This is a genomic window from Pseudomonas sp. Irchel s3a12, assembly GCF_900187485.1.
GTDB lineage: Bacteria > Pseudomonadota > Gammaproteobacteria > Pseudomonadales > Pseudomonadaceae > Aquipseudomonas > Aquipseudomonas neuropathica.
The window spans coordinates 340363-363901 of record NZ_FYDN01000001.1 but is presented as its reverse complement, the minus strand read 5'-3'; the positions used below and the strand labels follow the sequence as shown (position 1 = coordinate 363901).

Sequence of the window (23539 nt, the reverse complement as noted above, 5' to 3'; positions counted from 1 at the left end):
CGGGCCTCAGCGGTTGGCGTCGGAGTGCGTCATGGCGGTGTAGAACAGCCAGGACACCAACAGGATGATCAGGAAGTACACCAGCGAAAACGCCGCTGCCGGACCGAGGTCGAATTGCCCTACGGCCATCTGGGTCAGCGTCTGACTCAGGAAGGTCGTGGCGTTACCCGGCCCGCCGCCGGTGAGCACGAACGGCTCGGTGTAAATCATGAAGCTGTCCATGAAGCGCAGCATCACCGCGATCAGCAGCACGCTCTTCAGCTTGGGCAACTGAATGTGCCTGAACACCGCCCAGGCCGAGGCGCGGTCGATGCGCGCGGCCTGGTAATACACGTCGGGAATTGCGCGCAAACCGGAGAAACACAGCAGCGCCACCAATGAAGTCCAGTGCCAGACGTCCATCACCAGCACCGTCACCCAGGCGTCCATGGTGTTTGCCGCGTAGTTGTAGCTGATGCCCATCGCGTTGAGGCTCGAACCCAGTAGACCGATGTCGGCACGGCCGAAAATCTGCCAGATGGTGCCGACCACGTTCCACGGGATCAGCAGCGGAATCGCCAGAATGATCAGCACCACCGACGACCAGCGGCCCTTGGTTGGCATCGTCAGCGCAACGGCAATACCCAGCGGAATTTCAATCAGCAACACGCACGCCGAATAGATGAACTGGCGCAGCAATGAGTCGTGCAAACGCGGATCGAGCAGCACTTGCTTGTACCAGTCGGCGCCGACGAAGTAGCGGCTGGACTGGTCGAAGATGTCCTGCACCGAATAGTTGACTACGGTCATCATCGGGATCACCGCACTGAACGCCACCAGTAGGAACACCGGCAATACCAGCCACCAGGCCTTGTTGTTCTGCACCTTGTTCATGGCTGCACCTCTTCATCGGCTTCAAGCAGAAACTCATCGGCATAGACCATCAGCCACTGCGCCGGAAAACTGATGTACGCCGTACCCTGGGGCACCGGTTTGTCTTCGGCCAGACGCACTTTCAGCGGTGCACCGTCGAGGTCGAGGGTCATGATCTTGTAGGTGCCGAGGTCTTCGACGTGTACGACCTTTGCCTGCATCGCGTCATCAAACGGCTCGTCCCACACGTGAATAAACTCGGGGCGGATGCCGACCTTCAGATTTTTCCACTGGCCGTGTTCGATATGTCGCTGCATCGCGTCAGACAGCGGCAGATGCGTCGAGGCGAAACCGACGCCGCCGGGTTGTGGCTGCACGTCGATCAGGTTCATCCCGGGGCTGCCGATGAAATAACCGACAAAAGTATGGCTCGGCCGCTCAAACAGTTCCCGAGGCGTGCCGAACTGGACGATCTGGCCGCCGTACATCACCGCAATCTTATCGGCGAAGGTCGAGGCCTCCAGCTGATCGTGGGTGACGTAGACCATGGTGATGTTGAACTGCTCGTGGATCTGCTTGAGCTTGCGTCGCAATTTCCATTTCAGGTGCGGGTCGATCACCGTCAGCGGTTCGTCGAAGAGGATCGCCGAAACGTCGTCGCGGACCAGACCCCGGCCCATCGAGACTTTCTGTTTTTCGTCAGCGGTGAGGTTGCGCGCCTTCTTGCTCAGGAGGTTTTGCAGGTCGAGGACTTCGGCGATTTCCTGCACCTTGCTGTGCACTTTCGCCTCGGCCATGCCCTGATTGCGCAGGGGAAAAGCGAGGTTATCGAACACGGTCATGGTGTCGTAGACCACCGGGAACTGGAAAACCTGGGCGATGTTGCGCTTCTCCGGCGTCAGGTCGTTGACCGCTTTGCCGTCGAACAACACGTGGCCCTGCGAAGGGCTGAGCAGGCCGGAAATGATGTTGAGCAAGGTCGACTTGCCGCAACCCGACGGCCCGAGCAAGGCGTAGGCACCGCCCTGCTCCCAGACGTGATCCATCTCACGGATCGCGTAATCCTCGGCGCCGCTGGGGGTTTTGCTGTAACTGTGGGCGAGGTGCTGCAAACGGATTTCGGCCATCAGGCAACCCTCGCGACACGCCGGCCCGGTGCTTGCACCAGCCGGCCCTGCGCATCGAAAACAAACAGTTTGTGGGTCGGGATGTAAATGCGGATCGGCGCATCGACGTCGTATTCGTGAACGCCGGGCAGGTGCAGCACCAGCAGGAAATGCTCGTTGCGCACGTGCAGGAAGGTTTCCGAACCGCTGATCTCGGCGACTTCGACGGTCACTGCCAATTCCAGATCGTCATCGTTGCTCGGCACCAGCGAGATATGGCTGGGGCGCACGCCAAAACGAAACTCGCCCTCACCCACCGGGCGTAGATCGACGTTCAACGGGAAGTGCACGAAATTGGCGAAACTGACTTCATTACCGGCAATACGCCCAGGCATCAGGTTGATCGGCGGCTCGGAGAACAACTCGGCGGCGAGCACGCTTTGTGGCTGGTGATACACCGAGGTCGACGGGCCGCTCTGAATCACCCGGCCCTCGTGAAGAATGGTCGTGGTGCCGCCGAGTGCCAGCGCTTCGTTGGGTTCGGTAGTGGCGTAGATCGCGATGGTGTGGCGCGCCTTGAACAGCTCGCGCATTTCCTGGCGCAGCTCTTCGCGCAGTTTGTAGTCGAGGTTGACCAGCGGCTCATCGAACAGGATCAGCTCGGCATCCTTGACCAGCGCACGGGCCATGGCGGTGCGTTGCTGTTGACCGCCGGACAGCTCCAGCGGATAGCGCTGCAGAAACTTCTCGATGCGCAGCATCTTCGCGGTTTCCTGCACTTTGCTGTGGATGATCTCTTTGGAAACGCCGGCCTGGCGCAGCGGCGAGGCGATGTTTTCGAACACGGTCATCGTCGGGTAGTTGATGAACTGCTGATAGACCATCGACACGTTGCGCAGACGCACCGGACGTTGGGTAACGTCGACGCCGTTCATCAGGATTCGGCCGCTGTCCGGTTTGTCCAGACCGGCCATTAAACGCATGAGGCTGGTTTTGCCGGACAGCGTGCGGCCGAGCAAAACGTTGAAAGAACCAGGTTCGAATTTCAGGCACGCATCGTCGATCCAGATCTGGCCCTCGACGGTACGGCTGACGTGCTCCAGGGTGAGTGACATGGCTCGGCCTTTTTATTATTGGAGTCAAGCGACCTGTGCACGGGAGCGAGTTTCGTGCCAGAAATGGCAAGTGATTGATTTGTCGCGAAAATCGTTGAAAGCGCGGAGAACAGGCGTTCATTGCTGAACACATTTGAACAGTTGAGCGATTGACAATGAACAATAGTGAACAACACTCTATGAACGCTTTTTGCCCGATCTCGTAAACACGGAAGATCCCTGTAGGAGTGAGCCTGCTCGCGATAGCGGTGTGTCAGTCAATGCAAATCCGTCTGATAGACCGCTATCGCGAGCAGGCTCACTCCTACAGGGATCTGTGCAGGTTTCGAAGATCGGGTTCATAACAACAATAAAAATCGCTGCATCAGAGGCCCACTGCCATGGCCGCACCTGCCCCGCCGCTGTCCCACGACGCGATCGTCCAGACTTCCTGGCAACGTTGCCGCGCGTTCGGTCTCGACCACCAAAGCACCCCAGCCTTCGATCAACTGCCCGCCGCCGGCATCGCGCAGTTGCTCGACAGCCACCATTCACTGGTGCAGACCACGCACCAGGAAGTCCTGCCCTATTACGAAAACATCCTCAGCAATTCCAACTGCCTGATCATGCTTGCCGACAATCAGGGCCAGGTGCTGACCTCGTGGGGCACGCAACGCTTTATCGAGCCGAATCTGGCCCGGGGGTTTCAGGCTGGGGCGAGCTGGATGGAGCGCTGCAGCGGCACCAATGCGATCGGCACGGCGCTGGCGTGTGAACAAGCGGTGCACATCGAACACGATGAACACTTCCTGAAAGCCAACCGTTTCATGACCGGTTCCGCCGCGCCGATTTTCGACGCCGAACGCAAGGTGATCGCGGTGCTCGATGTGTCCAGCGACAGCTACCTGCCGCCCTCGCACACTTTGGGCATGGTCAAGATGATGAGCCAGACCGTGGAGAACCGGCTGATCCTCAACCTGTTCCATGGCCAGCACTTTCAACTGACCTTCAACACCGGGTTGAACAACCTCGACAGTCAGTGGGCCGGGTTGTTGATCTTTGATGAGAGCGGTCAGGTGCTGTCGGCCAATCGCCGGGCGGACAATTTGCTCGGCGTGCGCTTGTCGCGGGTCAGCGTTGAAAGCCTGTTCAAGGTGTCACTGCTGGAGTTGATCAATCAGCCCGACGGGTTGCCGTTTGCCTTGCAGACGTCCGGGCGTAACCGTTTTCAATGTTTGTTGAAGCGGCCGAAACAGGCGCCAATTCAGCCTCGGGTGTTTGCCGAACCGAAAAGCATTGAAGTGCCATTAAAACCACCCGCGGGCGCTATCAGCCTCAGCACCCTGCACTTCGGCGACAGTCGCGTGGAGAAAGCTGTGCGCCAGGCTGAGCGTTTGCTGGAGAAAGACATTCCGCTGCTGATCCATGGCGAAACCGGTGTCGGCAAAGAGGTCTTCGTCAAAGCTCTGCATCAGGCCAGCTCGCGCAGCAAACAGGCGTTTATCGCCGTCAACTGCGCGGCGATCCCCGCCGAACTGGTGGAATCCGAATTATTCGGTTACGAGAAAGGCGCGTTCACCGGCGCGAATCAGAAAGGCAGCATCGGACTGATTCGCAAGGCTGACAGAGGCACGTTATTCCTCGATGAAATCGGCGATATGCCGTTGCCGACGCAGGCGCGGTTGTTGCGGGTGCTGCAGGAGCGTTGCGTGCAACCGGTGGGCAGCAGCGAGTTGTTTGCGGTGGATTTGCGGATCATTTCGGCGACTAACCGCTCTTTGCGTGAACAAGTGCAGTTGGGGCGGTTTCGTGAGGATTTGTATTACCGCATTGGTGGATTGACGCTGGAGCTGCCGCCATTGCGAGAGCGCAGTGATAAAGAGGCGTTGTTTAAACGGTTGTGGGAACAGCATCGCGAGCCGACGCAGTGGGCGGGATTGAGTCAGGAGGTGCTGGAGTTGTTCAGCCGTCATCCGTGGCCGGGGAATTTACGTCAGGTCAGTAGCGTGATGCAGGTGGCGTTGGCGATGGCTGAGGAGCAGCCGGTGAGGCTGGAGCATTTGCCGGATGATTTTTTTGTTGATCTGGAGATGGAGCCGGTGGAGAGCGCGGCGCCGCTGGGGGTTGATTTGAATGATTTGGAAGCGTTGAACCGGGAGTTGAAAGCGGCCGGGGGGAATATTTCGCACCTGGCGCGACGGTTGGGGGTGAGTCGGAATACGCTTTACAAGCGGTTGCGGCAGATTGAGGGTTGAGTGAATCCGGTTCCCCTCACCCCAGCCCTCTCCCCCAGGAGAGGGAGCTGACCGAGGTGTATGGCGCCGGACATCGACCTGAAAGATCGTGGCGATTATGGATTCGGCGCAAATCGCTCAGGTCGGTGTATTTCCTGAACATCCCCCATTCAGTCCCCTCTCCTGGGGGAGAGGGCTAGGGTGAGGGCGAAAATTCCGGCTCAACATGCGCAACCGAAGCCGCCTCCAATGTGCGCAATCCCACCATCACAACAACCACCATCATGATCCCAGCGCCAATGGCCACGCCAAACCCCGCCCGCGCGCCCCACGCATCAATCACCAGCCCCGCCAGCATGCCGCCCAGCGCAACGCCAATGCTGATACCGGTGGTCATCCACGTCAGCCCTTCGGTGATCCGCGACGGCGGGATGATGATCGTCCCCAGCTTCATGACCACCACCATCGTCGGCGCAAACGAGATGCCGGCAATAAACAGCGTCGCTGAAAGGACATAAACGTCCGTGGCAAAAATGGGCAGCACGCCAGTGAACGCCGTGACCAATATCCCGATCAGGAACTGTTTTTCGATCGCCAGGGAAACCCTCATCGCGCCAAACGTCAGGCCCGCCACCAGTGAGCCGAACGCATAGGCCGCGAGGATGAAGGTCGCCGCCCCCGGCCAGCCTTGCGCATTGGCGAAGGCGACAACAGCGACATCGATTGCTCCGCCAATGACCCCCATCGCTAACAACGCGAGGACAATGGTGCGCACGCCGGGGATCAGCAAGGTTGAGCCGCTATGGCTGGCGTGACCGACGACAACCTTCGGCTCTGTCTGGCGTTGCAGCAGAAACGCCGTGACCCCGACAGCCAACAGCCCGACCGCAACCAGCGGCCCGGCTTCGGCGAAAAAGCTCACGCTCAGACCGATCGCCAGTGGCGGGCCGATGATGTAGGCGAGTTCGGTCAATACGGTGTCCAGCGAGAACGCCGTGTGCAACTGCGGCTTGCCCCGGAACAACTGCGACCATCGCGCGCGGATCATCGATGGCATGCTCGGCATCGTCCCCGCCAAGGCCGACAGTACAAAGAACACCGCGGCGGGCGCTCTCAGGTAAACGGCGGTGATCAGCGCCAGCAGCATGGCAATGCTGAACGCGGTGACGATGGGCAGTACGCGACTCTGGCCATGTTGATCGACCAGTCGCGAGATGTGCGGGCCGAGCAACGCATTGGCCAGGGTGAAAGTACCGGCGACTGCGCCGGCCAGCCAGTACACCCCGGTTTGCTGCACCAGCATGGTGATGATGCCGATGCCGATCATTGCCTGCGGCAAGCGTGCAATGGAACTCGCGAGCACTAGCCCGGTGGCGCCGGGGGTGGTTAGCAGTTCGCGGTAGTGATTGGCCATGGTGTCTCCATTCGATATTCGTCGCCGCTCAGCATCCGGCTGAAGGCGTTGCCGACATCAAGACCTACGCGAACGTCAAAAGCAACCCTCACCCCAGCCCTCTCCCAGGGGGAGAGGGAGCTGACCGAAGTGTCTGGCGTTGTGCATCGACCTGAAAAAAACAGTCGATTATGGATTCAAAGCAGCACGTTCAAGTCGGCGTATTTCCTAAACATCCCCCATTCGGTCCCCTCTCCCTCTGGGAGAGGGTTAGGGTGAGGGGCTTTTCTGGCGGCCAAACAAAAACCCGCACAAGGCGGGTTTTGTTGATCGTTCCCACGCTCCGCGTGGGAATGCAGCCTGGGACGCTCCGCGTTCCTGATCTCAGTCAGCCAGACGCCAGGTAGTCCCACCCTTGCCGTCTTCCAGCACAACACCCATCGCCGTCAGCTGATCACGAATCCGATCCGACTCAGCCCAATCCTTCCCGGCCCGCGCCGCCAGACGCGCCGCAATCAGTGCATCAACCTCTGCCGCATCGACACGCCCTTCAGCGCCCGCCTGCAGGAAGTCATCCGCCTCCAACTGCAACACACCCAACACGCTCGCCAGCTCTTTCAGACGCGCCGCCAGACCTGCCGCTGCATCAAGATCGCTCTCACGCAGACGGTTGATCTCACGCACCATCTCAAACAGCACAGCACAAGCTTCCGGCGTGCCGAAGTCGTCGTTCATCACCGTGGTGAAACGCTCGACGAAGGCTTCGCCGCCCGCCGGCGCCACGGTCGGCAGGCCTTTCAACGCGTGGTAGAAACGCTCGAGTGCGCCTTTGGCGTCCTTGAGGTTGTCTTCCGAATAGTTGATCGCGCTACGGTAGTGGCTCGACACCAGCAGGTAACGCACGACTTCCGGGTGATACTTTTCCAGCACGTCGCGAATGGTGAAGAAGTTGTTCAAGGACTTGGACATCTTCTCGCCATTGATGCGAATCATGCCGCAATGCATCCACGCGTTGGCGTAGGTCTTGCCGGTGGCCGCTTCGCTCTGGGCGATTTCGTTTTCGTGGTGCGGGAACTCGAGGTCGCTGCCGCCGCCATGAATGTCGAACGTCTCGCCGAGGCAGCAGGTGGACATCACCGAGCACTCGATGTGCCAGCCCGGACGCCCGGCGCCCCACGGCGATTCCCAGCTTGGCTCGCCCGGCTTGGCGGCTTTCCAAAGCACGAAATCCAGCGGGTCCTGTTTCGACTCGTCGACTTCGATGCGCGCGCCTATGCGCAGGTCTTCGATTTTCTTGCGCGACAGCTTGCCGTAGCCCATGAACTTGGCGACGCGGTAGTACACGTCACCGTTGCCCGGGGCGTAGGCGTAACCCTTGTCGATCAAGGTCTGGATCATCGCGTGCATGCCCGGAATGTGATCCGTAGCGCGCGGTTCCATGTCCGGCTTCTTGATGTTCAGGCGCGCTTCATCTTCGTGCATCGCCGCGATCATACGCTCGGTCAACGCTTCGAACGATTCGCCGTTCTCGTTGGCCCGGTTGATGATCTTGTCGTCGATGTCGGTGATGTTGCGCACGTAGGTCAGGTCGTAACCGCTGAACCGCAACCAGCGGGTCACCAGGTCGAACGCGACCATGCTGCGGCCGTGGCCAAGGTGGCAGTAGTCGTACACGGTCATCCCGCAGACGTACATGCGCACCTTGTTGCCATCCAGCGGCTTGAAGACTTCTTTGCTCTTGGTGAGCGTGTTGTAGATCGTTAGCACGTTATTTCCCTTGACGCTGAATCACTGGCCCCACGAATCACGCAGGGTCACGGTACGGTTGAATACCGGCTGACCTGGTTTCGAGTCCTTCAAATCCGCAACGAAGTAGCCTTCGCGCTCGAACTGGAAACGGTCTTCCGGCTGTGCATTGCCAAGCGATGGCTCAGCACGACAACCGGTGAGTACCTGCAGCGAATCAGGGTTGATGTTGTCGAGGAAACTCGCGCTGTCTTCAGCCTTCTCAGGGTTGGCCGAACGGAACAGACGATCGTACAGACGCACTTCGCACTCGACGCTGGCCGCGGCCGGCACCCAGTGGATCACGCCTTTGACCTTGCGGCCTTCAGGGTTCTTGCCGAGGGTTTCCGGGTCGTACGAGCAACGCAGTTCGACGATGTTGCCATCGGCGTCCTTGATCGCTTCGTCGGCACGGATCACGTAGCTGCCGCGCAGACGCACTTCACCGGCCGGTTCCAGGCGCTTGTAGCCCTTCGGCGGCTCTTCCATGAAGTCGTCACGGTCGATGTAGATTTCCCGGGCGAATGGCAGCGCGCGTACGCCCATGTCTTCTTTCGGGTGGCGCGGCAGTTCGAGGTTCTCGACCTGGCCTTCCGGGTAATTGGTGATGACGACTTTCAGCGGACGCAGTACGCACATGGCGCGTGGCGCGGTCTGGTCGAGGTCGTCACGGATGCTGAATTCGAGCATGCCGAAGTCGACCACGCCGTCGGAACGGTTGGTGCCGATCATTTCGCAGAAGTTGCGGATCGATTTCGGCGTATAGCCACGGCGGCGGAAGCCCGACAGCGTGGACATGCGCGGATCGTCCCAGCCATTGACGTGCTTTTCATCGACCAGTTGCTTGAGCTTGCGCTTGCTGGTGATGGTGTAGTTGAGGTTCAGACGGCTGAACTCGTACTGACGCGGGTGCGCCGGCACTGGCAGTGCGTCGAGGAACCACTCGTACAGCGGACGATGGCTTTCGAATTCCAGGGTGCAGATCGAGTGGGTGATGCCTTCGATGGCGTCCGACTGACCGTGGGTGAAGTCGTAGTTCGGGTAGATGCACCACTTGTCGCCAGTCTGGTGGTGATGCGCGTGACGGATGCGATACATGATCGGGTCGCGCAGGTTCATGTTCGGCGAGGCCATGTCGATTTTGGCACGCAGCACGCGGGCGCCGTCCGGGAACTCACCGGCACGCATACGCGCAAACCAGTCGAGGTTCTCTTCTACCGAACGGTCGCGGAACGGGCTGTTCTTGCCCGGCTCGGTCAGGCTGCCACGGTATTCCTTGGCCTGCTCAGGGGTCAGGTCGTCGACGTAAGCCTTGCCGGCCTTGATCAGCTCGACGGCCCAATCGTGCAACTGGTCAAAATACTGCGAGGCGTAGCGCACTTCACCGGACCACTCGAAGCCCAGCCATTTGACGTCGCTTTCGATCGCGTCGATGTATTCCTGGTCTTCCTTGGCCGGGTTGGTGTCGTCGAAACGCAGGTGCGTGACGCCGCCGAACTCCTGGGCCAGGCCGAAGTTCACGCAGATCGACTTGGCGTGGCCGATGTGCAGGTAGCCGTTGGGCTCCGGCGGGAAACGGGTGACGATCTGGGTGTGCTTGCCCGAGTCCAGGTCTGCCTGGATGATCGGCCGCAGGAAATTGACCGGCACGGCAGGGCCGGACTTGGCATTCGAGGTAGGGTCGACAGTGGGCTTGCTCATAGGATCCTTGACTTACATGTGCGCGGCCGCAGAGGGGGCCAGACAAAACAAAGCCGCTATCATAGCCGATGCTGTCAAGGGGCTGACAGAGCACGGCCTATAAAGGAGCGCATTTAATCGCAGGGATTTGGAAAAACAGCCTCGAAATTCGCGCCTGTCACGCTAAACTGCGCACCTTGGCCTACGGGCTGAACCGGTAACGGGCAGAAATGTCCCATTGCCCACGAATTCCTTATAAAGAGTAGCGATCATGACTCAAGTCAAACTGACCACCAACTTCGGCGACATCGTCATCGAACTGGACGCGGAAAAAGCGCCAATCACCGTTGCCAACTTTCTCGAATATGTTAAAGCCGGTCACTACGAGAACGTGGTTTTCCACCGTGTGATCAAGGGTTTCATGATCCAGGGCGGTGGTTTCCAGCCTGGCATGCAGGAAAAGAAAGACAAGCGTCCAAGCATCCAGAACGAAGCCGACAACGGCCTGAAGAACGAGAAGTACACCCTGGCCATGGCTCGCACCATGGACCCGCATTCGGCATCGGCGCAATTCTTCATCAACGCCACCAACAACAGTTTCCTCAACCACACCGCCAAAACCGCTCAGGGCTGGGGTTATGCAGTGTTCGGTAAAGTCGTTGCAGGCACTGACGTTGTCGACAAGATCGAAGGCGTGGCGACTACCTCCAAGGCCGGCCATCAGGACGTACCAGCAGACGACGTGATCATCGAGAAAGCCGAGATCATCGAAGCGTGATATTGCTGATTTCAGACTTGCATCTGGAAGAGGAGCGCCCGGACATTACCCGGGCGTTTCTGGATTTACTCGCCGGACGCGCCCGCTCGGCGAGTGCGCTGTACATCCTCGGCGACTTCTTCGAGGCGTGGATTGGCGACGACGCCATGACGCCCTTCCAGCGTTCCATCTGCCAGGCCCTGCGCGAACTGAGCGACAGCGGCACGGCAATTTTTCTGATGCACGGCAATCGCGACTTCATGCTCGGCAAGGCCTTCTGCAAGCAGGCCGGCTGTACGTTGTTGAAGGACCCGAGTGTCGTGCAGTTTTACGGCGAGCCGGTGCTGTTGATGCACGGCGATAGCCTCTGCACCCGCGACGTCGGCTACATGAAGCTGCGGCGTTATCTGCGTAATCCGATCACGCTGTTCATCCTGCGTAACCTGCCCTTGAGCAGCCGCCATAAACTGGCGCGCAAGCTGCGCAGTGAAAGCCGTGCACAGACGCGGATGAAGGCCAATGACATTGTCGATGTCACGCCTGAAGAGATTCCGCGGATCATGCAGGCGTTTGGCGTGAAAACCTTGATTCATGGCCACACCCACCGCCCGGCGATTCACAAGTTGCAGCTTGGTGAACAAGCGGCGAAGCGGATTGTGTTGGGGGATTGGGATCGTCAGGGGTGGGCGTTGCAGGTGGATGAAAGCGGTTACGCCTTGGCGCCGTTCGACTTCGCCCCGCCGCTGGCTTTGCCGCACGGCTGAAGATCGCTTCCCCCTCACCCCAGCCCTCTCCCCCAGGGGGCGAGGGGGAAAGGGAGCCGACCGAGTGCAGCTCAAAACCCGCGCTCGACTCCCGATCTCAAATCACGCTTTCCCCAAACCGGAGTTCAAATCGGTGACTCAGGTCGGCGTACCTCGAAAGCACACCACGGTCAGTCCCCTCTCCCCCCGGGAGAGGGTTAGGGTGAGGGGCTTTTGACCTTAGTGCCCTGAAGCCGCAGGCCCCGCCTTCGCAGCAAACGGCGGCTTCGCCAGCCACACAATCAGAATCAACCCCATAAACCCCCAGCCCAGCAGCGTGAAGTAATCCACGGTGGAGAGCATGTACGCCTGGCTCGTCAAAATCTGATCCATCTGCGCATAAGCCGACTGGCTCGCCCCGCCCAAATGATTCAAGGTCTCGCGAGTCGCCGGTTCGAAAGTGCTGATGCTCTCACTCATATACGCATGATGCTGATCCGCGCGGCGAATCCAGATCCACGTGGTCAGCGACGCCGCAAAGCTACCGCCCAACGTCCGCAGAAAAGTCGCAAGACCAGCACCATCGGCAATCTGGCTCGGCGGCAGGTCCGACATCAGAATGCTCAAGGTCGGCATAAAGAACAGCGCCACACCAATGCCCATGAACAACTGCACCAGCGCAATGTGCTGGAAATCCACTTCATTGGTAAATCCGGCGCGCATAAAGCAACTCAAGCCAATCGCCAGAAACGCCAGTCCGGCCAGCAAACGCAGGTCGAACTTGTTAGCGTACTTGCCGACAAATGGCGACAGCAGCACCGGCAGAATGCCGATCGGCGCTACGGCCAGACCGGCCCAGGTCGCGGTGTAGCCCATTTGTGTCTGCAACCACTGCGGCAGGATCAGGTTGATGCCGAAGAACCCGGCGTAACCGAGCACCAACACTAGCGTGCCGATGCGGAAGTTGCGGTAGGCGAACAGCCGCAGGTTGACCACCGGATGCTGGTCGGTCATTTCCCAGATAACGAACACCGCCAGCGCGATCACCGAAATCGCCGCGCCGATGATGATGAAGTTCGACTCGAACCAATCCAGGTCATTGCCCTTGTCGAGGATCACCTGCAACGCGCCAACACCAATGATCAGCGTGATCAGGCCGACGTAATCCATCGGCTGACGGCTGGTTTCCACCGGACGTTTGGCCAGTTGCGAGCGCACTACCATCACCGCAAAGATGCCGATCGGCACGTTGATGAAGAAGATCCACGGCCAGCTGTAACTGTCGGTAATCCAGCCACCGAGGATCGGCCCGGCAATTGGCGCAACCACCGTGACCATCGCCAGTAACGCCAGGGCCATGCCTCGCTTCGCGGGCGGATAGACCGCGATCAGCAGGGTTTGCGTCATCGGGTACAGCGGCCCGGCGACCAGACCTTGCAGCACGCGGAAGCCGATCAGTTCCGGCATCGATGTTGAGATACCGCAGAGAAACGAGGCCAGCACAAACAGAATGGTGGCCCAGAGAAACAGCTTCACCTCGCCGAAACGGCGGCTGAGCCAACCGGTCAGCGGCAGCGCAATCGCGTTGCTCACGGCGAACGAGGTGATCACCCAGGTGCCCTGCTCCGAACTCACCCCGAGGTTGCCGGATATCGTCGGCAGCGCCACGTTGGCGATGGTGGTGTCGAGCACTTGCATGAACGTCGCCAGCGACAGGCCGATGGTGCTGAGCAACAGGCTGGGCGGCGTGAAAGAGGCGTTATTGCTCATTGTGAATCCTATGAAACCTGATTAGCGCCGGGCTCTCTGTAGGAGTGAGCCTGCCCGCGAAGGCGGCCTTTCAGACAAATAAATGCTGAATGACCCACCGCTTTCGCGAGCAGGCTCGCTCCCACAGGGTGAGGGATCAGCGTTGCGCGGTTTTGCTCACCGCTGCGCTGTTGTCGTGGATCAGCTGCGCAATCATCGCGTCGGCTTCGGCCAGCTGGCGATCGTAGACGTTGGTGCTGAACGAAGCCTTTTGTGGAGGCTGCTGTGCCAATACCGGGCCGCTCTGGTCGTGCAGGTTCACTTCAACATTGGTCGACAGGCCAACGCGCAGCGGATGCTTGGCCAGTTCTTCAGCGTTGATGTGAATCCGCACCGGCACACGCTGAACGATCTTGATCCAGTTACCGGTAGCGTTCTGCGCCGGCAGCAGAGCAAACGCGCTACCGGTACCGGCGCCAAGGCTGTCGACGGTGCCGCTGTATTTCACGTCGCTGCCGTAGATGTCGGATTCGATGTCGACCGGCTGGCCGATGCGCATGTCACGCAGTTGGGTTTCTTTGAAGTTGGCGTCAATCCACAGCTGATCCAGCGGAATCACCGCCATCAACGCGGTGCCCGGCTGCACACGCTGACCGAGTTGCACGGTGCGTTTGGCGACGTAACCGGTGACCGGCGCGATCAAAGTGCTACGAGCATTGGTCAGGTAGGCCTGACGCAGATCTGCAGCCGCCGACATCACGTCCGGATGCGACGACACCACGGTGTCATCGACCAGCGCGCTGGTGGTTTTCAGCTGCTGCTTGGCGTTGGCCAGGGCGTTCTGCGCCGAGGTCAGGTCGTCGCGAGCGTGGGACAGTTCTTCCTGGGAAATCGCCCCGCCCTGCGCTAGGTTTTTCCGGCGGTTGTAGTTGTCCTGCGCCTTCTGTACTTCGGCCTGTTGCGCATTGACCTGGGCTTTCATGCCGTCAACGTTGCTGTAGAGGCCGCGTACCTGACGCACGGTGCGCGCCAGTTTCGCCTGGGCACTTTGCAGACCGACTTCAGCGTCGTTCGGGTCGAAGTTGATCAGCACCTGACCTTCGTGAACCAGATCACCATCGTCAGCACCAATGCTGACCACGGTGCCGGTCACCAGGGGGGTGATTTCGACAACGTTGCCGTTGACGTAGGCGTCGTCAGTGCTTTCGTTAAAGCGCCCGATGAATTCGTGATACGCCCAGACGCCGGCGCAGGCGAGCGCGACGACAACGGCCAGCACCAGCAGCATCACTTTGCGTTTGCGCGGGTTACCGGTGTCCGGGGTGTTGCCTTGAGCTTGGGTGTTTTCGGCAGTGGCCATGACAAGTACCTTGAATTAGTTGTGCGGCGTGGCTGGGCTGGCGTTGGCTGCGGTCAGGGTGTCACCCTGGAAGCCGCCGCCCAGCGCTTGCATCAGTTGAATCGACAGGTCGATCTGCTCGGCATTGAGGTTGGCCAGTTGACGCTGGGCCTGCAGCAATTGCTGCTCAATGCTGAGCACGTCCAGGTAGTTGCCGATGCCGGAACCGTAACGCTGGACGACGGTGTTGTAAGAGTCCTGGGCAATGTCGGTGGCGTGTTGCTGCGCACCGATCTGCCGGCCGATGTCACGCGACTGGTTGAGCGTGTCGCTGACGTCGCCCAGTGCCTTCACCAGACTTTTGTTGTACTGCGCCACCGCCAGGTCGTAATCGGCGTCGCGCGCATCGAGGTTGGCGCGCAGGCGTCCGCCGTCGAAGATCGGCACCGAAATGGTCGGGGCAATGTTGAAGAAGCGACTGGCCGAACCGAACATCGCGTCACCCAACAAAGACTCGGCACCGGCCGAGGCCGACAGGTTCAAGTTGGGATAGAAGCGGGTTTTCGCCGAGTCGATATCCTTGCTCGCCGCTTCAACGCGCCAACGTGCGGCGACCAGATCCGGACGACGACCGAGCAGTTCAGCGGGCAACACCGACGGTACGGCGACAGCGCTGGCTTGCAGGACTTTCGGTCGGGCAATTTCGTTGCCGCGATCCGGGCCTTTGCCGAGCAGTACGGCCAAGGCGATCTTGGCGCTGTTCAAGCGTTTTTCTGCGTCGATCAGGCTGGCTTCGGAACTGGCTTCCAGACTCTGGGTTTGCTGGAACTGGTACTGGCTGTCGATCCCGGAACTCAGGCGACGCTGGCTCAGGTCGAGCATCTGCTTGGTGCGTTTGAGGTCTTCGTTGGCCAGGTCATAAACGATGTGTGCCTGACCGAGATCGCTGTAAGCGCGAGCGACGTCGGCGGCGAGGGTCAGTTGTGCAGCCTGACGATCGACCTCAGCGGCGCGAGCCTGGCCCAGTGCGGCTTCCCACGCATCACGCTGGCCGCCCCAGAGGTCGAAGTTGTAATTGAAACCGGCGCTGACGTTACGCACGGTGGCGTAGGCATCGCCCTGCCCTCGCGGGTCCTGATCCTTGGCCAGACGCGAACGGCTGATGCCGGCGCTGGCGTCGAGGGTCGGATAGCGTTCGGCGTCGGCGGCATACGCGGCGGCGCTGGCCTGATGGGCGCGCGCTTCGGCGATTTGCATGTCCGGGCTGTCGTGCAGGGCTTCGCGGATCAAGCCGTCGAGTTGCGGATCGCCGAGGCTGGTCCACCAGTCGCTTTTCGGCCACGCGGCCGGCGACAGGGTCACGCCGTTGAGAGATTGGCCGACTTTCAGGTTCTTCGCATCGAGGCTCGCGCCCGAAGTGTCGAGGCCGCTGTAGTTGGCGCAACCGGCGAGGATCATCGCCGACAGCACCAGCGTCAGGCTGCTGCGCAAGGTTTTACCGCTCATTGTGTTCACCTAACCGCTGGATGGTGATCGGGTCACCGGCTGCCAGCAGAATTTTCTTGAGGATGTATTCCAGGGTCTTCAACTCGTCCGGGGTGACGGCGCCGGCCAGTTCATTCATCGCATCGGCGCCGATATGCGGCAGACGATCGGCCAGTTGCTGGCCTTGCTCGGTCAGCTTGAGTTGCACCTGACGGCGATCGCCTTCGCTGCGCTGGCGAGCCAGAAAGCCTTTCTGCTCCAGACGATCGAGCATGCGTGTCATCGAACCGCTGTCGAGCGACAGATGCCGGCACAGCTCGGCCGGGGTATCGACGCCGAACTGGGCCATGATGATCAACACCTTGAACTGCGCGGCGGTGATGCCGTGGGGTTCCATGTGGGTGTCGATGATCCGGTCCTTGAGCAGCGCCGCACGGCCCAGCAACAGGCCGAGATGGCAATGTTTGAATTCGTCCGGGGTGAAATGCTTCATTTGCTCACCTAATAACTGCCTAGGCAGTGAATGTATGTCGAGATGTTACTGCCTAGGCAGCGAATGTCAACGCAATAGTTAGGTTGCTTTGCAATTGTTGACCAATGGGCTGGGGTTTGTGGTGCCCACATAGACGCCATCGCTGGCAAGCCAGCTCCCACAGGGTCCGTGTCGCACACGAAATTCATGCACGCCGCAGAAACCTGTGGGAGCTGGCTTGCCAGCGATGGGGGCAACTTGGTGTAACGTCGGTCAGGAATCGTCGGAAGGATGCACAGGTGGCGGCTGCACAGGATGTACCTCACGCCCCCGCAACGCAGTGCCCACATACCCAAACGCACGCTTGCTCACCGCATAAATGCTGTGCCAACCCGGCGGTGCCGGCTCGATGGCGGCATGCAACGCCCGCGCATAATCGAGCACCAGTCCGGGCGTCCACGCCATCGCCTCTGCCCGTTTGCGCACTTGCGCGGCAACCCAGAACTCGGGACTGAAAATGATCCGGGCGAAATCCAGCATGCTCGAATGCCCCCGGTTCATCGCCCCTTCCAAGGCCGCTTCGAGGCTATGGGCGACGGCGCTGGAACAGTTGCGACTGGTCAGGTTGTAAGTGCTGTTCTGCCGATACTCAGTCCAGAACGCATGCAGGCGCCGGGCGTCATAGTGGGCAAAACTGACCTGCACCGAAGACGGACACCAGTCAGCCACCTCCCCCGCATAATCCGGTAAAAATCTGCCGGCGACATCGTTGTTCGGCGTCGCCCGCAGCAATCGCACAAAATCCCCCGCCGAACGATCGATGTCGTCCTGTGGGTAATGGCTGATGTAAATGTCCGGGCCACATTCCAGCGCCGCATGACCGGCGGAGATCACGCCGTTGATATCGACCGCCGCGATGTAGCGGTTGAGCAGGCGATTGCGCACCAAGGTGTCGTCGACGGTGCCACTGGGGGTCCAGACGTGAATCACCAACGCATCGCTGCTGGCCGGCGCACTGACCGACAAAGGGCTTGTCAGCGGCAGCTGGTTTTTGAAGCGCACGGCTTGCCGCAACAAGGCGCAACCGGTCAGGAAAAGGCTCATGCCAATGCAAAACGGCACCGTGCCCTTATACAGCGTCGGATACGGCTCGAGGATAAACACGCCAAAGCCGATTTCGAACAACCCCGCCAGCAACGACACCTGCCAACCGACAAAGCGCACCACCAGCGCCGCCGCCAACCGAAAGCCGCCATCGAGCAGAAAAGCCCCACCAAACAGCACCGCCAGAATCAGCCCGGCGGCATGTTGCCGGTCGACAATCAGCAGCCCCAGCAAGAGAAAAGCCAGTCCGCGCGCTCTGCGCAGGGCCGCAGCAGTTCCGGCTTGCGGTGCCGGCACCAGCAGCAGGATCAGCGCTTCGAGCAACAACAGATAGCCGAAGAGATGCAGCGGGAAATACAGCACGCCGTCCAGCGCATCAATGAAGATGCCCACACCGGCCGCGCCCCAGACGATGCCCGTCAGCGCCAGCGCAGACCAACGCTTGCGGACGAATTCGTGACCGAGCAAGACCATACTCAAGCGGATCATATGACCTCTCTGGTGAACCGGGGGCCGCACAACCTGCACGGTTTTCAGGCTGTGGTGAGTCTAATACATCGCCGCGTTTGCGCAGGCGCGGGAACGTGTTCTAAGAATCGCCTGATGTCCATCGGCAAACGGCGTGTTTAACGTACGCCGCTCTTTGGCCGACACGTATAGCCCTTTTCATGAAGCGAATAACTCTGCAGCGCCCCCTGCTCACCCTTGTCGCGGCGACGTTGCTGACCTGCGCGGCGGACGCGATGGCGGCGAATTGTAGCTTCAACGGTTCCCCTTCCACGCAAACGCTCAGTTACGGCGGCAGCCTGGCCAATGGCGGCCTGACCATCCCCGCCGACACACCGGATGGCACGGTGGTTTATCAGGAAACCGCGCAGCAATCGAGCTCGCACAGTTGGTCGTGCAATGCGAGCTCGTTCTACGGAATAGCGGTCAATCCCGCGTTTGGCACCCCGACCGGTACCGTAAGGACCTTCCCCCTTGGCAAGACCGGGCTGTCGTTCCGTATCTGGATGGGTATGCTGGATCGCTATGAGCCCTCGCTCTTTTCGGTCGCCCCAAAAGGCTACGGCGTGATGTCAGGCTCGATCCGCCTGGAAATCGTCAAGTCAGGCCCATTGGCGGCGCAGATCACGATACCGGCCGGCAACCTGGCCAGCCTGAAAGCCGGCGAGCTGATTCTGAATAACTTCAATTTGACCAATGCGCTGGTGTTGAATGCGGCCTCCTGCCAGACCCCTTCCGTCCCGGTCGCCATGGGCGATGACTATCAACTCCAGGAGTTTAGCGACGCGGGCGCCAGACCCCGCACCGTGCGCTTTGATATCGCCTTGAACCAGTGCCAGACCGGCATCAAGAAAGTCACCTATTCGCTCAAAGCCACCACGCCCGTCATCGACGCGACCAAGGGCATCGTCGCGCTCAACAGCACCTCCACCGCCAGCGGCATCGGCCTGCAATTGATGAACGACGTCGGGCAGCCGATCGCCTTCGATACCACCTACCCGTTCAACGCCTTTACCACCACCGGCACCGATTTCAAGATCCCGTTAACCGCCGCGTACTACCGTCTGCCCACGGGCGAACTCAAGGCTGGCAGCGCCAACACCGAAGTCACCTTCGTCGTGAACTACTTGTAGCACTCTAAGGATCGTCTGATTTCCCCCGCTCCCGGCCCTCCCTAGAGTGCCGGGATGAGATTGAAGAACTACCTCCATCAGATCAGCCCGCTCCTGTCCTCGCCCGATGCGGCGCGGCGTCTGCTGCGCATTTTTGCCCTGGTGCTGCTGGTGGGCATTCTCGGCGGCGTCTACAGCTTCCTGCTGTTTACCTTCAACAATGAGATTTCCCAACGGCGCAGCTACATGAGCAGCGCCATCGCCGAAGCGCATACCTTTTTCACCACCCGTGAAGCGCTGCTGGAAAGCCTGAGCCTGTCGGCCACACGCAAGGCGAAAATAAACGTGCCGGTGTCCGAAGAAGAAATCCGTCTGCTGCTGGGGCAAACGCCGGGCAAGCAATGGAGCATCTGGCTGACCCAGCGCATGCGCGATTACCTGAAAGCCAAGCAGCTCAATCTGCTGTATATCAGCAACGGTGGTCATGTATTGCGTCTATACAACGCGACACCACTGGTCGCCGGTTTGCCACAGGCCACGCTGGATCAGCTGGAAGCGCTCAAGCTCACGGCGACCTTGTCGGAACTGTGGCTGACCCATGCCGCAGACGGCCACTCGCGGCTGTACATCTTCATCCGCCTGGATGAACGCGACGTCCACTCCGGCTGGCTCGGTCTGGAAATGGACGACCGTGAAGTCTCCAATGCCCTTAGCGACCACAGTGCCGGCGAGTTCACCATGTTCAACTCCCAAGGCAAACCGCTGTTCAGCAACAGCCACAAACCACCGCCAGAACAGCACCTGCCGTTGCTGCGACAACAGGATTTCTTCGGCTTCGTCGGCAATGGCTGGTTGCCCGAGCAATTGGTGTTGCGCAAGCAACTGAAATCGTCGGATTGGCAGCTCACCTACTCCATTGACTTGCTGGCGGTGCTGCGCGCGTTGTGGCCGCAAATGCTCGGCGCGCTGCTGTTCTGCGTGTTGAGTATCAGCCTGGTGTGCCTGTTGGTCCGCCGTCTGGAGCATCGTTTCATCACCCCGGCGATCCAGCGCATTCAGGCGCTGGTGGAGAGCGAACTGTTCAGCCGCGACGTGATTCAGACCGCCCCCGTGGCGCTGTGCGTGTTGCGCCGCAGTGACGGTCAAGTGGTGCTGGATAACACCCTCGCGCGGCAATGGCTGGGCCAGTGCAGCGAGCAACTGGGGGCTGGCTGGATCCGCGATGCGTTTGACGACAACACGCCCTGCCTGACTGACTACTTCGAGACCGCCGACGGTCGTCACCTGTACCTGAGCTGCTCACCCACCCGCTACAAAGGTGAAGACGTCTTGCTCTGTGCCTTCAGTGACATCAGCGCTCGGCGACAAATCGAAGCAGCACTGGAACAGGCACGCCAATCGGCCGATGCCGCCAACGAAGCCAAGACTTTGTTTCTGGCGACCATGAGCCACGAAATACGCACCCCGCTCTACGGCGTGCTGGGCACCCTGGAGTTGCTCGCGCGCACGCAACTGGACACTCAGCAGAAAAGTTACCTGCGCGCGATCGAAGGATCATCAGCTACGTTGCTGCAGTTGATTTGCGACGTGCTCGATGTATCGAAGATCGAGGCCGGACAACTGGCGCTGGAGCTGAGCGAGTTTTCCGTCCCGGGACTGGTGCACGAAGTGGTGCAAGGCTATGCCGCCGCCGCGCAAAGCAAAGGCCTGCAACTCTATGCCTGCCTCGATCCGCAACTGCCCGATTGCCTGCTGGGCGATGTCAGCCGCGTACGGCAGATCCTCAACAATCTGCTGAGCAACGCGGTCAAGTTCACCGATTCCGGGCGGGTGGTATTGCGGGTCAAACTGCTCGCCCGCGAAGGCGAACGCGTGTGCCTGCAATGGCAGGTTTCCGACACCGGCAAAGGCATCGCCCATGACGATCAGGCGTTTATTTTCGAGCCGTTCTACCAGACCGCCGGCAACACCAATGTGGTCGCCGGCACGGGCCTCGGTCTGCCCATTTGCCAACGTCTGACGCACTTGATGAACGGCACTCTGCGCATGGTCAGCGAGCCGGGCCTGGGCAGCAGTTTTTCCCTCAGCGTGCCGCTGGAGCAACGTTCCTGCGACGCACCAACCGCCGCTTTGCCGCCATTGGCAGCGGACATCGTTTATGTGGTCTCACCGATCCGCGAACTGGCCGACAGCATCAGCGGCTGGCTGCGGCGTTGGGGCGCCCGCGCGCATATCGGCGCACCGGATGGCATCGAGCCGGATGCGACGGCGGTGCTGCTGGAACTCTATCCCGCAGCCTTCGGACAGCGCCCGAACCTCGTATGGCATGGGCCGCGCGTACTGGCCAGCGGTGACGGCGCCCATGAGCCGCAGTTCAGCGGCGACGGCTGGCAGGTCAATCTGAATGATCTGCTGGCGATTCAACGCGCCGTTCGCCAGGCCCAGAGCGGCCAGATCGTTCAACGCCCGCAAGACACTGAATCCCATGCCCTGCGCCCGTTACGCCTGCACATCCTGGTGGCCGAGGACAACATCATCAATCAACTGATCCTGCGCGATCAGCTCGAAGAACTGGGCTGCACCGTAGCGCTGGCCAGCGATGGCGAAGAGGCTTTGTCGCTGTGGCCCGACGCTGCGTTCGACATCGTCCTGACCGACGTCAACATGCCCCGCCTCAACGGTTACGAACTGGCCAAAGCCCTGCGGCGCCTCGGTTGCAGCATTCCGATCATCGGCGCGACCGCCAACGCCCTGCGTGGTGAGGATGCGCTGTGTCTGGCTGCCGGCATGAATCACTGCCTGGTCAAACCTTTTACGCTACGAGCCTTGTTCGCTGTCCTGGCTCCCTACGAACGAGTCGCCCATGAAGCCCTGTAGCATTTTGATTGTCGAAGATCACCCCTTCCAGCACCTGTACTTGCAGAACCTGTTCAGCGAGTTGGGCGACTTCGATCTGGCCTGTGCGAGGGACGGCGAAGAAGCACTGGACTGCCTGAAACAACGCGACTTCGATCTGGTGCTCACCGACCTGCTGATGCCGGGCATGGACGGCGTGCAATTCATTCAGGGCCTCGCCGCGCAACGTTCGCGCCCGGCATTGGCGATCATGAGCGCCGCCTCACGACGCATGCTGATGGGCGCGAGCCTGGTGGCGAGCAACCTGCAGGTGAAAGTCATCGGGCTGATTTCCAAACCGGTGAATGCCGCCGCACTGCGCTGCCTGATTGATCAATTGCAGGCGCTGCGCCAGAGCGTCCCGGCGGCGAGCCACCCCGGCATCGATCGCCAGAGTATCTGCAACGCCCTCGACAACGGTGAACTGCAAGCCTGGTTTCAACCGAAGAAGGCTTTGAACAATGGCCGGATCGTCGCCGCCGAAGCACTGGTACGCTGGAATCATCCCGAACATGGCACGCTGCTGCCCGGGGTATTTTTGCCGGCGTTGATCGCGTTCGGTCTCGAAGAGCCGTTGCTCTGGTGCGTGCTGAAACAAGCGATCGCTGCCCAAGCGACTTGGCGCGAGCAGGGTTATGACATTCCGGTTTCGGTCAACCTGCCCACGCACCTGCTCAACAGCCACGACCTGCCCGACCGCATACTCGCTTTCGTGCTTGCCCATCAAGGCTTGCCCGCGCGGATCTGTTTCGAATTGATGGAGTGCTCGGTACCCGACGACATCAGCAATTTCTACGCCGGCGCCTGCCGCTTGCGGATCAAGGGTTTCGGTCTGTCGCAGGACGATTTCGGCAAGGGCTACAGCTCGTACATGAACCTGGTATCGGCGCCGTTCACCGAACTGAAAATCGACCGTGCTCTGGTACAAGGCTGCAATGCCAACGCCGAACTCGCGCAAGCCCTGACCAGCATTGTCAGCCTCGGTCGCCAATTGGGCCTGACGGTGGTGGCCGAAGGTGTAGAAACCGCACAAGAACTTGCTCTGTTGCGTAAAATCGACTGCACTCAGGTTCAGGGTTTCCTGATCTCCCACGCCGTTTCAGCCGATCAGTTCCAGCACTTGCTGACCCACGACGGGCCGGCGAACGCCTGTTGAGCGGCACGTGGCTATTGTTGAACGTCGATCGCTACCGAGGTCACTGTGTCCCAAGGCTGCCCCATCACCGCTGGTC

The 23539-nt window shown here is 60.2% G+C and carries 17 protein-coding genes; 6 read left to right on the top strand and 11 right to left on the bottom strand.

What is annotated here, in order from left to right; translation table 11 throughout:
- Positions 1–6: 6 nt before the first annotated feature.
- Genes CKW14_RS01660 through CKW14_RS01650 form a run of 3 tightly spaced genes read right to left on the bottom strand, consistent with a single transcriptional unit; the run spans position 7 to position 3073 of the window.
- Complete coding sequence (locus CKW14_RS01660) at positions 7–873, bottom strand: carbohydrate ABC transporter permease (RefSeq protein ID WP_007912484.1); 867 nt, start codon at positions 871–873, stop codon at positions 7–9.
- The gene (locus tag CKW14_RS01655) at positions 870–1979 is read right to left on the bottom strand and encodes an ABC transporter ATP-binding protein (RefSeq protein ID WP_095124483.1); all 1110 of its coding nucleotides are present in this window, start codon (positions 1977–1979) and stop codon (positions 870–872) included. The genes CKW14_RS01660 and CKW14_RS01655 overlap by 4 nt, the downstream gene beginning before the upstream one ends.
- A complete protein-coding gene (locus CKW14_RS01650) occupies positions 1979–3073 on the bottom strand; it encodes an ABC transporter ATP-binding protein (RefSeq protein ID WP_095048092.1) in 1095 nt (364 codons plus the stop codon). Before CKW14_RS01650 ends, CKW14_RS01655 begins: the two co-directional genes overlap by 1 nt.
- A gap of 380 nt (positions 3074–3453) precedes the next feature.
- Here CKW14_RS01650 and CKW14_RS01645 point away from each other — a divergent pair, with 380 nt between their 5' ends.
- Positions 3454–5307, top strand: a complete 1854-nt coding sequence (locus tag CKW14_RS01645; RefSeq protein WP_095124482.1) for a sigma-54-dependent Fis family transcriptional regulator — start codon at positions 3454–3456, stop codon at positions 5305–5307.
- A 175-nt stretch (positions 5308–5482) separates the two neighbouring features.
- Here CKW14_RS01645 and CKW14_RS01640 read toward each other — a convergent pair whose 3' ends face one another.
- From CKW14_RS01640 to CKW14_RS01630, 3 genes are all read right to left on the bottom strand, one after another.
- Positions 5483–6700 (bottom strand): MFS transporter, encoded by a 1218-nt coding sequence (locus CKW14_RS01640; protein WP_095048094.1) that lies wholly within the window; start codon positions 6698–6700, stop codon positions 5483–5485.
- A gap of 363 nt (positions 6701–7063) precedes the next feature.
- Positions 7064–8446: a cysteine--tRNA ligase gene (gene cysS / locus CKW14_RS01635; RefSeq protein ID WP_016986558.1), complete on the bottom strand. Its 1383-nt coding sequence runs from the start codon at positions 8444–8446 to the stop codon at positions 7064–7066.
- A 21-nt stretch (positions 8447–8467) separates the two neighbouring features.
- Entirely contained in the window at positions 8468–10165 is a 1698-nt protein-coding gene (locus CKW14_RS01630) for a glutamine--tRNA ligase/YqeY domain fusion protein (protein WP_016986557.1), read from the bottom strand.
- 250 nt (positions 10166–10415) lie between these two features.
- Here CKW14_RS01630 and CKW14_RS01625 point away from each other — a divergent pair, with 250 nt between their 5' ends.
- Positions 10416–10922 (top strand): peptidylprolyl isomerase, encoded by a 507-nt coding sequence (locus CKW14_RS01625; protein WP_095050763.1) that lies wholly within the window; start codon positions 10416–10418, stop codon positions 10920–10922.
- Positions 10919–11665: a UDP-2,3-diacylglucosamine diphosphatase gene (lpxH, locus tag CKW14_RS01620; protein WP_095050764.1), complete on the top strand. Its 747-nt coding sequence runs from the start codon at positions 10919–10921 to the stop codon at positions 11663–11665. Before CKW14_RS01625 ends, lpxH begins: the two co-directional genes overlap by 4 nt.
- Positions 11666–11884: 219 nt before the next feature.
- Here lpxH and CKW14_RS01615 read toward each other — a convergent pair whose 3' ends face one another.
- From CKW14_RS01615 to CKW14_RS01595, 5 genes are all read right to left on the bottom strand, one after another.
- Positions 11885–13414, bottom strand: coding sequence for a DHA2 family efflux MFS transporter permease subunit (locus tag CKW14_RS01615; protein WP_095050765.1), 1530 nt, complete (start codon positions 13412–13414; stop codon positions 11885–11887).
- 136 nt (positions 13415–13550) lie between these two features.
- Complete coding sequence (locus tag CKW14_RS01610) at positions 13551–14753, bottom strand: efflux RND transporter periplasmic adaptor subunit (protein WP_008082123.1); 1203 nt, start codon at positions 14751–14753, stop codon at positions 13551–13553.
- A 15-nt stretch (positions 14754–14768) separates the two neighbouring features.
- A complete protein-coding gene (locus CKW14_RS01605; protein WP_095124481.1) occupies positions 14769–16238 on the bottom strand; it encodes an efflux transporter outer membrane subunit in 1470 nt (489 codons plus the stop codon).
- Entirely contained in the window at positions 16228–16710 is a 483-nt protein-coding gene (locus CKW14_RS01600) for a MarR family winged helix-turn-helix transcriptional regulator (RefSeq protein ID WP_077573642.1), read from the bottom strand. The genes CKW14_RS01605 and CKW14_RS01600 overlap by 11 nt, the downstream gene beginning before the upstream one ends.
- A gap of 252 nt (positions 16711–16962) precedes the next feature.
- Entirely contained in the window at positions 16963–18282 is a 1320-nt protein-coding gene (locus CKW14_RS01595) for a hypothetical protein (protein WP_095124480.1), read from the bottom strand.
- Between the two features lie 179 nt (positions 18283–18461).
- Here CKW14_RS01595 and CKW14_RS01590 point away from each other — a divergent pair, with 179 nt between their 5' ends.
- From CKW14_RS01590 to CKW14_RS01580, 3 genes are read left to right on the top strand one after another with little or no spacing between them, the layout of a single operon-like run.
- Positions 18462–19433, top strand: a complete 972-nt coding sequence (locus tag CKW14_RS01590) for a fimbrial protein (RefSeq protein ID WP_095050768.1) — start codon at positions 18462–18464, stop codon at positions 19431–19433.
- Positions 19434–19487: 54 nt separating this feature from the next.
- Complete coding sequence (locus CKW14_RS01585) at positions 19488–22289, top strand: ATP-binding protein (RefSeq protein ID WP_095124479.1); 2802 nt, start codon at positions 19488–19490, stop codon at positions 22287–22289.
- Positions 22276–23463: an EAL domain-containing protein gene (locus CKW14_RS01580; RefSeq protein WP_095124478.1), complete on the top strand. Its 1188-nt coding sequence runs from the start codon at positions 22276–22278 to the stop codon at positions 23461–23463. The genes CKW14_RS01585 and CKW14_RS01580 overlap by 14 nt, the downstream gene beginning before the upstream one ends.
- The last annotated feature ends 76 nt before the right edge of the window (positions 23464–23539 follow it).